The organism is Novosphingobium ovatum, from assembly GCF_009909235.1.
Classification (GTDB): domain Bacteria; phylum Pseudomonadota; class Alphaproteobacteria; order Sphingomonadales; family Sphingomonadaceae; genus Novosphingobium; species Novosphingobium ovatum.
Genome location: NZ_JAAAPO010000001.1, coordinates 248,835 through 260,083, shown reverse-complemented (window position 1 = coordinate 260,083; position 11,249 = coordinate 248,835). Strand labels below are relative to the sequence as shown.

The window sequence follows — 11,249 nt, the reverse complement described above, 5'->3', positions numbered from 1 at the left end:
CATGGTCCCGAAGTGGTGTAGGTGGCGCAGGGATGGGGATCGGCCATCTGGCCAGCGCAGGGCGCACCGGCACCGCAAACAGCCGGCGACCAGCACCAGCTTTATGCCGATCCCCTCCCCTTTGCCACCCGGCAGGGGCAGGGCCGAAGACCGGCGGCGACACCCCGCCAAGATGATTTTCCCTATTCGGTATCAACACTTTGGGGGAAGTGTGAGATGTCCAGGAACAGCAAGGCCAAACATCAGCGAAGACAGCGCCACCGCCATACCGGCGCGCGCGCGGCATCCCATGCCCACCCGCATGGCGAACATGGGCTGCCTCATGCGCCCCATGCCGCACTGCCTGTGACGCGGGCTCACGCCGCGCTGCCTGTGACGCGGGCCAACGCTGCGCCGATCCCGGCCAGCCCGCCGCCTGCTGTGCCGCCGCCCGCTTTTCCGCGCGACATTTCCGTGCCGCAACGCCCGCTGGAGATCGCGCGCGGCGATGTGCCGCTGCCCGGTGCCTTGCCGCCCATCCCGCGCAAAGCCGCCGCCCATCGCCCGCCCGCGCCACAGGCCGCCGCCAGCCACACGCCAACACCTGATGCCGCAACGCGCCCCGCGCTGCCCTTGCCGGTTGCGCCCGCCAGCGCCGAATATCTGGTGACGCAGGCGTTAGACACCTCCTCCTTGCCAGAACAGGACAGCACCTTGCCGCAAGCCCCTGACAGCATCCTTCCGCGCAACCGTTCGTTGGCGGTGCCCACATCCGGGCTGGCCTGCGCCATCGGCAACTGGCTGCGCAGCGCGGCCAATCTGCTGCCCTGGCGGCGGCGGCCCCGCGCGGCGCGCCCGCTGGATGAAGGGCGCGGGTTTGGCGCCCCCACCCGCCGCAAAGACGGCCAGCCATCCCTGCGGGAACAGACCGAGATGACGCAATTACGCGCCGAAAACCGCCGGTTGCGGCAACAACTGGACACGCTGGAAACGCTGCGCCAGGCCGAGGAACGCGCGCGTGAGGCCGCCGCCGCCGCAAGGGCGCGCGAACATTCGCAATGGTAGGCTGACGCGGCTTACCCTGCCGTCAGATGCGCGACCAAGGCCTTGATTTTCTTTTGCCGCCATTGCGGCAAGGGCGCGACCAGCCAATAGCCGCGACGGCATGGCTGCGGCGTGCCAAATTCCACGATACGCCCCAGATCGCGCCAGCCCTGCGCCAGCAACAGCGGCACCCGCGCGCGGCCCATGCCCGCCGCCGCCGCCGAGATCGCCTGCCCCGCGTCACCCACCTGGATCAACGGGCCGTCATCCCCCTCTGACGCGGTATCACCATCCTCACCGGGGCGCGGGTCGCCGCTCCAGGCGATCCATGGGCCGCTGCCCACTTCGACCCACAGCGGATCCCCCAAAGCCACCCCTTCCAGATCGCCCGGCCCTTCGGTCAACCGGATGGCAAGGTCCAGATTCGCCTCGGCAAAATCGGTGGCATCGCCATCCACCAGCACCAGCCGCACATCTGGATTGGCCGCGCGATAAGCCGCCATGCGCGGCGCCAGCCACGCCGCAAAAATGTCGCGCGGGGCAGCGATGGTATAGACATGGCTGGATTGCCCCGCCTGCATCGCCTGCACCGCGTCTTCAAATTGCAGGAAACCGGCGCGCAAAGCCGACAGGCCCGAATGCGCTTCATCGGTCAGTTCCAGCCCCTTGGTCGTGCGGCGGAACAGCACCACGCCCAGCAAATCCTCCAGCGCGCGGATCTGCTGGCCGACAGCCGCGGGCGTCACGGCCAGTTCGTCGGCGGCGCGGGTAAAGGACAGGTGCCGCGCGGCGGCATCGAACACGCGCAGGGCGTTCAGCGGCAGATGGGTACGCTTCATGGCGCCGCGTGATGCGCTTGGCGCGCGTTCACGTCAAGCCGCGCCGGTCCGGGCGGTCGCCATCACCCGGCAGTGGCTGGCGCGACCAAGGTGAAATGCGGGATTTGCACCTGCAAACTGCTCCCATCCTCGCGGTGGAAGGTGTAATGCCCCTCCATGCTGCCATGCGAGGTGGTCAGCGGGCAACCCGAGACGTAATCATGGCTTTGCCCCGGGGCCAAAGTCGGCTTTTCCCCCACCACGCCTTCGCCCTCGACCAGGTTCAAACTGCCGTGACCGTCGCGGATCCGCCAATGCCGGGTGTGCAGGTGGATGGTGTGGGGCGAATCATTCTCGATCCGGATGTGGTACACCCAGAACCATTTGCCGGCCTCGATCCGGGACTGCTCGGGCAGGAAATTGACCGCAACGCGCACAGTGACGCCCTCGGTCGTTTCGGCATGTTGGAACAGTTCCTTCATATGGCACAGACTAACGCGAGTTTTGCCCGGCTTCAACCACGCCAAAGGTGCATAAGGCATAACGCGCAGATCATTTATTATTGCGAACGACTCGCAATAGCGATAATCAAGCCTCAGCAAGGAGGCTCCGATGACCACGCCCAACACCAATCCGCTGACCCGCATCCTGCCGCATGAGGCTCCGCCCTGTGATGCCACCCGCCGCCTGTTGATCGCGGCGCGGCGAATGGCGATCCATGGCGTGTATGATGCGCAGGCCGCGATGCTGCTTTTTTGTTGTCATGGACTACAATTTCGACGCAGTTTGGTGCTGTTACGGGCGCTGATGCTGGACGTGTCGGCCGCCGCGCGCGCGCCGATCCAGATTGCCCCCTGTTGCGTGGGCCGGATGACGGCGCACGAACACGCGCTGATCACCGCCATCGCCACCGCCGGGCGCGACACGCCGCGGGCGATGGAGGCGCTGGACCGGCTGACGGGCGGCGGCGATTCGGGGGGCTTGCTGGCGACAACCATGGTGCTGGCCGATGCGCTGCGGCAGGCGGGGCATCCCGCGATGGTGGACTGATCCCACACGCAAAAGGGGCGCGCCATCGCTGGCACGCCCCCTTTTTTATTCGGCGATGTCAGCCTTTTACAGGCCGACGCTGCGCAGCGCCTGATCCAGATCGTCCTTCAGATCCTGCACATCCTCCAGACCAACGCTGATCCGCACCATACCCTCGGTCACGCCCATGGCGGCGCGAGTTTCGGGGCTGATCGAGGAATGCGTCGTGCTGGCCGGATGGGTCATCAGCGATTTGGCATCACCGATATTGTTCGAAATATCAATCAGTTCCAACGCATTTAGCAGCGCCATCGCCGCCTCGCGCCCGCCATCAACCTCAAACGAGAAGATCGAGCCGGCCGCCTTCATCTGCGCCTGCACCAACGCGTGCTGCGGATGCGAAGGCAGGCCGGGGTGCAGCACGCGCGGCACCCGCGTTTCCAGCCAAGCGCCCACATCCAGCGCCGCGGCCGACTGTGCCTGCGCGCGCAAATCCAGCGTTTCCAGCCCCTTGAGCACCACCCACGCGTTGAACGGCGAGAGCGTGTTGCCGGTGTTGCGGATATAGGGGTGCAGCACGGTGTTAATGAAATTGGCGTCCCCCGCCACCGCGCCCGCCAGTGTCCGGCCCGAACCGTCCATCAGCTTGGTCGCGGCATAAGCCACCACATCGGCGCCCAGCTCCAACGGCTTTTGCAAGGCGCTGGTGGCAAAGGCATTGTCGACCACAACGCGGATGCCGCGTTCATGGGCGATGTCGCAAACCGCCCGGATATCAACGATATCCATCGTCGGATTGGCGGGCGTTTCGAAAAAGAACAGCTTGGTATTGGGCTGGATCGCGTCACGCCACTGATTCAGGTCCGCCCCGTCCACCGCCGTGCAGGCAATGCCAAAGCGCGGCAACAGATTGTCCGTCACCCAGCGCGTCGGGCCAAAGGCGGCCTTGGCAATCACCATATGGTCGCCCGCCGACAGCGCGGCCAGCATCACGCTGGACATCGCCGCCATGCCGCTGGCCATGCAACGGCAGGCCTCGGCGCCTTCCATCAGGGCGATGCGTTCTTCCAGCATCTGCACGCTGGGGTTTTGCGTGCGCGAATAGGTCATGCCCGGGATCTTGCCAGCAAAACGGTCGGCCACCGTTTCGGCATCGTCATAGCAATATCCGGACGTCATATAGATCGCCTCGGACGTTTCGCCCTGTTCGCTGCGCCAAGTGCCGCCGCGCACCGCGCGGGTGGCGGCACGCCATTTCGTGGTGATCGTGCGATCTTGTCCAGTGGTCCGTTTCATGGCTTTGCCCTTACGCCCGCGCGCCCTTTTGCGCAAGAACGCCCGCCCCGGCAAAGCGCCGCCCACATGCGACAAAACGCCTCAGCCGCGCCCCACCGCCCTTGCCGCCCGGTATCCCCCGGCCTAGGCTGACGGGATGATCCTGCGCATGCCTGCCGTCCCGTTCCCGCGCCTTGATGGCGGCGATGTTGATCCGTGGCGCTGGCATCTGGCGATCACGGCGGTGTTTGCGGCGCTGGTGTGCTGGCGGCTGGGCATTCCGTCAAAAATCTATTTTGATGAAGTGCATTACGTGCCCGCCGCGCGCAAAATGCTGGCCCACCTGCCCGCCAATGCCGAACACCCCCTGTTGGGCAAAAGCGCGATTGCCGCCGCGATTGCGTTATGGGGGGACAGTCCGGTGGTGTGGCGCATCCCCAGCGCGGTGATGGGGGTGGTTGGCCTGTTCGCCTTTGGCCGGATGCTGTGGTGGGCGGGACATATTGGCGGGCATGCGCGCGGGCGGGTGGCCTCTGTCGCCGGGATGGTGCTGCTGGCAACCGATTTCGCCTGGTTCATTCAAAGCCGGATCGCCATGCTGGACATGGTGATGGCCGGCTTTGCCATGATGGCGCTGTGGCTGGTGGCGGCGGCTTGCGCCCTGCCCGCTGGCACGCCGGTTTGGCAGCGGAGCGTCAGATTGGCGCTGGGCGGGGTATGTCTGGGGCTGGCCATGGGCGCGAAATGGAGCGTTCTGCCGGTGGTGGCGCTGGTCGGGCTGTTTGCGGTGGCGGCGCGGGGGCTGACCGGCGGGCGAGCGGCGATGGCGCGGGCCGACCTTGCCCCCTTCCCCGGTGTCTCGCTGGTCGAGATCCTCTTCTATCTCGGCTCGGTGCCGCTGATTGCCTATGTCGCGACGTTTTTCCCCGCGTTCGGCTGGAGCCAGAATGCGCCCAGCCTGATCGGCCTGCCGCAATGGCACACATACATGCTGGAGCTGCAAGCCAGCGTCATCAAACATCACCCCTATCAAAGCGTTTGGTATCAATGGGTTGGGAACTGGCGGGCCATCTGGTATTTGTATGAAAACGTCGATGGCGCGCAGCGTGGCGTGGTGCTGATCGGCAATCCCTTCAGCATGCTTGTGGGATTGGGGGCGCTGGCCTGGTGCGGCTGGGCGACAGTGCGCCCCGGCGGGCGGCAGCGTTGGGACACCGGACTGGTTGTGGCCCTCTATGCCGCCTGCCTGATGCTGTGGATCGTCGGCGCAAAGCCGGTGCAGTTCTATTATCACTATCTGTTGCCCGGCACCTTCCTGATGGCGGCGCTGGCCTTGGCGGTGGAGGATCTGTGGCAGGCCGGGCCGCGCTGGCGGCGCGAGGCATTGGGCATTGTGGTGATCGCTGTGGGGATATTCGTGTGGTTCTGGCCGATCATCGCCGCCATGCCACTGCATAAGGGCGCGATGAGTTACGAGGACTGGATGTGGCTGAAGAGCTGGCAATAGGGCTGATCGGCACGCCGCGCGCGATTGGCGCGCCGCGCCGTGAACTGGCGGCGGGACTGCCGGATGGATACCGGCTGACGGCTTGGCCCAGCCGGGTGGGGGTGTTTCCCGCAACGCCCGTCGAACGCGCGATGCAGGACATCGGCCATCTGGAGGCGGGGATCGCCGCCACGCGGGCGGGCTGTGCCGCTTTGGTGATCGATTCGCTGGCCGATTATGGGTTGGCCGCGTTGCGGGCGGCGGTGCCGGTGCCGGTGGTCGGCGCGGGCGAGGCCGGATTGGCCGCCGTGGCGCAGGCGGCAGGCGATGGGCGCTTTGCCATCGTCACCGTCTGGCCTGAAAGCATGGATTTCCTGACGCATGACCTGTTGCGGGCGCATGGGATGGCGGCCCGCTGTCTGCCGATCCGCCATGTGGGTGATGAGGCCGCGCTGGAGAACCTGTCCGGCCCCGATGGCTATCTGAGCCAGATTGGCCGCGCCGCCGATGCCATCGTTGCCCGGGCGCGAGCCGAAATCGCCGCCGCCGTGCAGGACGGCGCGCAGGCGGTGTTGCTGGGCTGTACCTGCATGTCGCCCATGGCGGCGCGGGTGGCTGATGGCGCGGCGGTGCCGGTGATCAATCCGCTGGCCGCCGCCGTGGCGCGCGCGGTGGCCGCCCCGCCCGCGCCGGGCGCCGAGGCGATCACCCACCGCGCCGATCTGATCGCCCGCATGGTCGATGGCCTGGCCGATGCCCCGGATGAGGCCTGCCCGGTTTGCGCCGTTGCCTCAGCCTTTGACGGCTGAGGCCGCGCCGTATCAATTGCCGTATTTGCCCCAGACAAACTTGCTGGACAGGGCGAAATTCCACACCGCCGCCAGCACGATGCCCACCAGCACCGCCAGCACGTCATGCACATGCATGCGCTTGAGCGCGGCCGTGGCGCCGATGTTGGTCAGCAGGCCCAGCGAGCAGGTCAGCCCGAACTGGAACCACCCGCGCAGCAGCTCCTTGGGCCCGCGCAGACGCTTGTCGGCATAGGTCAGTTCGTTATTCAGGACAAAGTTGAACGTCATCGCCACCAGCGCGGCGATGGTGTTGGCGATGTTGAAGGTCGTCTCGTCGCTGGACCAGTGGCCATAGACAAAGCGTTCGCCAAACACCGCCGACAACAGGAACCACAGCGCGGCGAATTGCACCACCACGCCCAATGCGCCTACCGTGCCGAACAGCGCAAAGCGTGTCGGGATGATACGGCCCAGCCATTTGTCATACAGACCGATCAGGAATTCAAACACAACGGTGCGATCCAGTTTGCTTTCGCCCTCGGCCCGCGCGGCGAAGTTCATGGGGAATTCCTTGACCCGCAAGGGTGTGTCGACAGTGGCGAGAATGTCGAGCAGGATCTTGAAACCAACGCCCGACAAACGGTGCGCGTCCGCGCGCAGCGTTTGCGCGCGCAGCATGAAATAGCCGCTCATCGGATCGGACAGGTCCACGCCGGTCACCTTGCGGGCGATGGCATTGGCCACGCCGCTGGCCTTGACGCGGTCGGGGCGGCCCCATTCCTCGGTGCTGGCGCCTTCGGCAAAACGGCTGGCATAGGCGACATCGTAATGGCCGCTTTCGATCGCCGCCAACATGCCGGGCAACAGATTGGGGTCGTGTTGATGATCGGCGTCCATCACGGCCACAACCGGGGCGGCAGTGGCGCACATCCCTTCGATCGCGGCGCTGGACAGGCCACGCCGACCGATCCGTTCGATCACGCGCACACGCGGATCAGTTAATGACAGGGCACGCGCCTCATCCGCGGTGCCATCGGGGCTGTTGTCGTCGACAAAGATCGCTTCCCAGACGATGCCGGTCAGCGCCTTGTCCAGACGCTCCACCAACGAGCGCAGGTTCTTGCGCTCGTTGAACGTGGGCATGACAACCGCAAGTTGCAGGCTCATAACGTCAGACCAGTCTTTCCCTTGTCGGATTGGCAGCCCCCCGCCGATCCGTCATCCCTACGCACCCACGCGCCATAGGGGATATACAAGCTGCAAATCAATGCGACTTGCGCGGGGCATGGCGCGAATTGATACATTTTACTGGATGAACCCAGACTTTATGTCGCAATCCGCGCCGAATGCCGCATGCCTGACGCCGGTGCGCCACTCTGGCGCCCCCGGCCAGCCCCTATGGGCGGGCCCTTAGAGGCGGGCCAGAACCGCATCGCCCACTTGGGTGGTGGTGGCGGTGCCGCCCAGATCGCCGCCCTTGATGCCGTCGACCAGCGCCTTTTCCACGGCCGCCTCGATGCGGGCGGCCTGCGCCTCCAGCCCCAGCGAGTGGCGCAGCAGCATCGCGGCCGACAGGATCGTCGCCATCGGGTTGGCCTTGTTCTGGCCGGCGATGTCGGGGGCGCTGCCGTGGATCGGCTCGTACAGGCCCACGGTGCCATATTGCGTCTGGCGCGTGCCCAGCGAGGCGCTGGCCAGCAAACCGATCGAGCCTACGCACATGCTGGCCTGATCCGACAGGATATCGCCAAACAGGTTGCCGGTCACCACCACGTCAAACTGGCCCGGCCCCTTGACCAACTGCATCGCGGCATTGTCGACATACATATGGGTCAGCTCGACATCGGGATAGTCCGCCGACACCTCGATCACCACATCGCGCCACAACTGGCTGGTTTCCAGCACATTGGCCTTGTCGACGCTGCACAGCTTCTTGCCCCGGCCCTGCGCCGCCTTGAAGGCGACATGGGCGATGCGGCGCACCTCGTCCTCGGCATAGGACATCAAGTCCCAGCCCTGACGGCGGCCATCCTCCAGCGTGCGGATGCCCTTTTCGCCGAAATAGACATCGCCCACCAGTTCGCGCACGATCAACAGGTCGATCTCGCGGGCGACTTCGGGACGCAGGGCGCTGGCCCATTCCATGCCGGGCATCAGCTTGGCCGGGCGCAGGTTGGCAAACAGGCTCAGCGCCTTGCGCAGGCCCAGCACGGCCTGTTCGGGGCGCAGCGCGCGTTCCAGATGATCGCAGGAATAATCACCCACCGCGCCAAACAGGATGGCGTCCGCGTCATTGGCGATGTCCAGCGTCACCTGCGGCAGGGGATGGCCATGCTTGTAATAGGCCGCGCCCCCCACATCGCCATAGACCAGTTCCAGCCCGGCGATGTTCAGCGCTTCCAATACGCGCACCGCTTCACGGGTCACTTCGGGGCCGATGCCGTCACCGGCGAAAACCGCAATCTTCATCGCTCAAACCTTCTTCTATGGGTGGCGGGCTGGCGGCACGCCGCGTTCACGGGGCGGCGATCCGGCGCAGGCGCTCGCACAGGCGGATGCGCGCCCCCATAACATCGCCGTGCGCTTCGGCAAGCACATAGCGCGACAAGGCCACCCCCAGCCGGTCAAAAGCGTCCAGAATGCGCGGCCAGTCGCCCCCCTGCCCCAGCGCCAGCAGGCGTTGGCCATCAACGCCTGCGCCAAATACATTGCCATAGCCCAGCTCGCGCAGCACCAGCGCCTCATAGGCCAGCATCGCGCCTGCCCAGCCGCGCGCCGAGGGCGCATGGCACACCGCGTCCAGCAAGGCCTCCAGCGCGGCGTGGATCGCCGGATAGGCATGGCGTTCGGGCAGCGCGCTGGCCGCCAGCGTGGTGGCCCAGCCGATCGCCACGGCGGGCAAAGGCTCGGTCAGAAAGGGCGCGCGGCTATGGGTCAGCTCGATCCGGGCCGATGGCATTTGCGCTGGCGTGCGGGCGCGCATCTCGGCTTCCACCCCATTGCCGGGGATCAGCACGGGCCGCATCTCGCGCCCACGCCCGCCCGAGACATAGGCCGCCACCATGCCATAGCGCTCGGTCAACAGGCGCACGATCACCCCCACCTCGCCATGGGGGCGGGCGGCGCAGACAAGGGCGGAGGCGCGGATATGCATCGCGCAGGCCATAGCCCGCCCCTGCCCAAATTGTCGCCCAATTTGTCGCATCCTGTCGCACAGCCGCCGCGGCGCGGATCTGTTCATCCACGCGACAGCTAAACCCCGCCAACCGGGGCGTGGGCGCGACGAACCGATATTCCCACAGCAGAAAGGACGCGCGCGTGCGCAGCAAGACATTTCAAACCGCGATGGCGATGGGCGTTCTGGCCCTGACGCTGGGCCTGTCAACACCCGGCCTGGCCCAAATGGGCGGAATGGGCGGCGGTGGCGGCGGCATGGGTGGCATGGGCGGTGGCATGGGCGGTGGCCCGGGTGGCGGCATGGGCGGCGGCCCTGATGGCGAAGGCGGCCCCGGTGGCCCGGACGGCGGTATGCGCCGCCCGCGCGAGATGAAGCCCATCCCGCTCAAAACCTTTGAAAAGGCGGTGGAAGGCATGTTCCGCGTGGCCGATGCCAACCACGACGGCATCGTCACGCTGGCCGAGTTCGACACAGTGATCACCCTGCGCCGCAATGATGTCATCCGCGCCCGTTTCGCCACGATCGACACCAACCGCGACGGGCGGATCGACGTGAATGAATTCATCACATGGCAATCGCGCAAGGGCACGGTGGCCTTTTCCGACGAACCGGCCGAGGACTTTTCCGAAGTCGTCCCCGCCAGCATCGAGCCCGATCTGGGCACTGGCGAGCGGGATCTGGCGCTGATGCTGGCCGTCGAACCGCTGAACGCGGTGGTGATCGCCAAGGCCAATGCCAATTACGATCTGGGCCTGTGCCTGGAGGAGCTGATGACCTATGAACGCGCCCGCTTTACCAAGGCGGACAGCAACAAGGACGGCGTGCTCTCGCGCGAGGAAATCGAGGCGATGCGGCCGGCTCATGGCGGCCGTCCCGGCATGCGCGGCCCCGGCGGCCCCGGCGGCATGGGTGGCCCCGGCGGCGCGGGTGGTCCGCCGATGGGCATGCCCGGTCAGGACTGATGGTAACGCCGGGCGGTGGGGATGACCCTGCCGCCCGGATCACGAGCGCCGATTACCCGGCATGCCCCTTCCACTGGCGGCGATCCTCGGCACTGCGCAGCACGTCATAGGCCAGTTGCAGCGCCTGAAACGCCTTGGCCGCCTCGGCGTCATTGGGGCGCACGTCGGGGTGCACCTCCTTGGCCTTGGTGCGCCACGCCTTTTTCACCGCGTCGAAATCAGCGTCCGGCTCCAGCCCCAGCACCTCCAGCGCACGCAGCTCGTCCCGGCTGCGGCTGCCATCGCCCGACCCGGCCCAGCCGTAATAGGCCGATTCGCGATAGCCCGCGTTGGTCTGCTGCTCGGCCTTTTCGCGCACCTTGGTCTCCTCGGCGTCCAGACCGGCGAAATAGTCCCACCCCGCGTTGTATTCGGCCGCGTGTGGCTGACAGAAATACCAGCGTTCCGGGCTGTTGGGGGATTTGGGCGCGGGACAATTGCCCGGCTCGTTACAGCCCGCCTTGTCGCACATGCGCACATTGGCGGCCTCGCGGCCACCTTCATAGCCGCGCCAGCGAGGAAAACCCCAATCATTGTTTCTACGGACGCGGCTCATGGGCGGCAGGTTTTGCAGGCAAGCGAGCGATTGCGCAAGACGGCTATGGCGATTTGCGGCAAGCGGGGCGAAAAAACCCTGTCGCCGCGCCC

12 protein-coding genes are annotated in these 11,249 nt (G+C 66.3%); 5 read left to right on the top strand and 7 right to left on the bottom strand.

Going from position 1 to position 11,249, the window contains the following annotated elements; all coding sequences use genetic code 11:
* Positions 1–345 precede the first annotated feature (345 nt).
* Positions 346–1,044, top strand: coding sequence for a hypothetical protein (locus GTZ99_RS01195; RefSeq protein ID WP_161716456.1), 699 nt, complete (start codon positions 346–348; stop codon positions 1,042–1,044).
* Positions 1,045–1,055: 11 nt separating this feature from the next.
* Here GTZ99_RS01195 and GTZ99_RS01190 read toward each other — a convergent pair whose 3' ends face one another.
* Both GTZ99_RS01190 and apaG read right to left on the bottom strand, forming a co-directional pair.
* Positions 1,056–1,862 (bottom strand): LysR family transcriptional regulator, encoded by an 807-nt coding sequence (locus GTZ99_RS01190; RefSeq protein ID WP_161716455.1) that lies wholly within the window; start codon positions 1,860–1,862, stop codon positions 1,056–1,058.
* A gap of 62 nt (positions 1,863–1,924) precedes the next feature.
* Entirely contained in the window at positions 1,925–2,323 is a 399-nt protein-coding gene (gene apaG, locus GTZ99_RS01185) for a Co2+/Mg2+ efflux protein ApaG (protein WP_161716454.1), read from the bottom strand.
* A 130-nt stretch (positions 2,324–2,453) separates the two neighbouring features.
* Here apaG and GTZ99_RS01180 point away from each other — a divergent pair, with 130 nt between their 5' ends.
* Positions 2,454–2,891, top strand: coding sequence for a DUF6628 family protein (locus GTZ99_RS01180; protein ID WP_161716453.1), 438 nt, complete (start codon positions 2,454–2,456; stop codon positions 2,889–2,891).
* 66 nt (positions 2,892–2,957) lie between these two features.
* On the opposite strand, the gene GTZ99_RS01175 is transcribed toward GTZ99_RS01180, so the two are convergent.
* Entirely contained in the window at positions 2,958–4,166 is a 1,209-nt protein-coding gene (locus GTZ99_RS01175; RefSeq protein WP_161716452.1) for a trans-sulfuration enzyme family protein, read from the bottom strand.
* 136 nt (positions 4,167–4,302) lie between these two features.
* Here GTZ99_RS01175 and GTZ99_RS01170 point away from each other — a divergent pair, with 136 nt between their 5' ends.
* Positions 4,303–5,652: a phospholipid carrier-dependent glycosyltransferase gene (locus GTZ99_RS01170; RefSeq protein WP_227711015.1), complete on the top strand. Its 1,350-nt coding sequence runs from the start codon at positions 4,303–4,305 to the stop codon at positions 5,650–5,652.
* Positions 5,631–6,440: an aspartate/glutamate racemase family protein gene (locus GTZ99_RS01165; protein WP_161716451.1), complete on the top strand. Its 810-nt coding sequence runs from the start codon at positions 5,631–5,633 to the stop codon at positions 6,438–6,440. The genes GTZ99_RS01170 and GTZ99_RS01165 overlap by 22 nt, the downstream gene beginning before the upstream one ends.
* Positions 6,441–6,452: 12 nt before the next feature.
* Here GTZ99_RS01165 and GTZ99_RS01160 read toward each other — a convergent pair whose 3' ends face one another.
* From GTZ99_RS01160 to recO, 3 genes are all read right to left on the bottom strand, one after another.
* A complete protein-coding gene (locus GTZ99_RS01160; protein WP_161716450.1) occupies positions 6,453–7,589 on the bottom strand; it encodes a glycosyltransferase in 1,137 nt (378 codons plus the stop codon).
* Between the two features lie 243 nt (positions 7,590–7,832).
* Positions 7,833–8,891 (bottom strand): 3-isopropylmalate dehydrogenase, encoded by a 1,059-nt coding sequence (gene leuB, locus GTZ99_RS01155; RefSeq protein ID WP_161716449.1) that lies wholly within the window; start codon positions 8,889–8,891, stop codon positions 7,833–7,835.
* 46 nt (positions 8,892–8,937) lie between these two features.
* On the bottom strand, positions 8,938–9,576 hold the full coding sequence (gene recO / locus GTZ99_RS01150; protein WP_161717022.1) for a DNA repair protein RecO: 639 nt from the start codon (positions 9,574–9,576) through the stop codon (positions 8,938–8,940).
* A gap of 164 nt (positions 9,577–9,740) precedes the next feature.
* Between recO and GTZ99_RS01145 the strand changes: the two genes are divergently transcribed.
* Positions 9,741–10,562 (top strand): EF-hand domain-containing protein, encoded by an 822-nt coding sequence (locus tag GTZ99_RS01145; protein WP_320076608.1) that lies wholly within the window; start codon positions 9,741–9,743, stop codon positions 10,560–10,562.
* Positions 10,563–10,614: 52 nt separating this feature from the next.
* On the opposite strand, the gene GTZ99_RS01140 is transcribed toward GTZ99_RS01145, so the two are convergent.
* Positions 10,615–11,157, bottom strand: a complete 543-nt coding sequence (locus tag GTZ99_RS01140; protein ID WP_161716448.1) for a J domain-containing protein — start codon at positions 11,155–11,157, stop codon at positions 10,615–10,617.
* Positions 11,158–11,249: the final 92 nt, after the last annotated feature.

Coding starts and splice junctions, on each gene's coding strand:
- GTZ99_RS01190 (WP_161716455.1), bottom strand. CDS start 1,862: ATGAAGCGTACCCATCTGCCGCTGAACGCCCTGCGCGTGTTCGATGCC.
- apaG (WP_161716454.1), bottom strand. CDS start 2,323: ATGAAGGAACTGTTCCAACATGCCGAAACGACCGAGGGCGTCACTGTG.
- GTZ99_RS01180 (WP_161716453.1), top strand. CDS start 2,454: ATGACCACGCCCAACACCAATCCGCTGACCCGCATCCTGCCGCATGAG.
- GTZ99_RS01175 (WP_161716452.1), bottom strand. CDS start 4,166: ATGAAACGGACCACTGGACAAGATCGCACGATCACCACGAAATGGCGT.
- GTZ99_RS01170 (WP_227711015.1), top strand. CDS start 4,303: ATGATCCTGCGCATGCCTGCCGTCCCGTTCCCGCGCCTTGATGGCGGC.
- GTZ99_RS01160 (WP_161716450.1), bottom strand. CDS start 7,589: ATGAGCCTGCAACTTGCGGTTGTCATGCCCACGTTCAACGAGCGCAAG.
- leuB (WP_161716449.1), bottom strand. CDS start 8,891: ATGAAGATTGCGGTTTTCGCCGGTGACGGCATCGGCCCCGAAGTGACC.
- recO (WP_161717022.1), bottom strand. CDS start 9,576: ATGCATATCCGCGCCTCCGCCCTTGTCTGCGCCGCCCGCCCCCATGGC.
- GTZ99_RS01140 (WP_161716448.1), bottom strand. CDS start 11,157: ATGAGCCGCGTCCGTAGAAACAATGATTGGGGTTTTCCTCGCTGGCGC.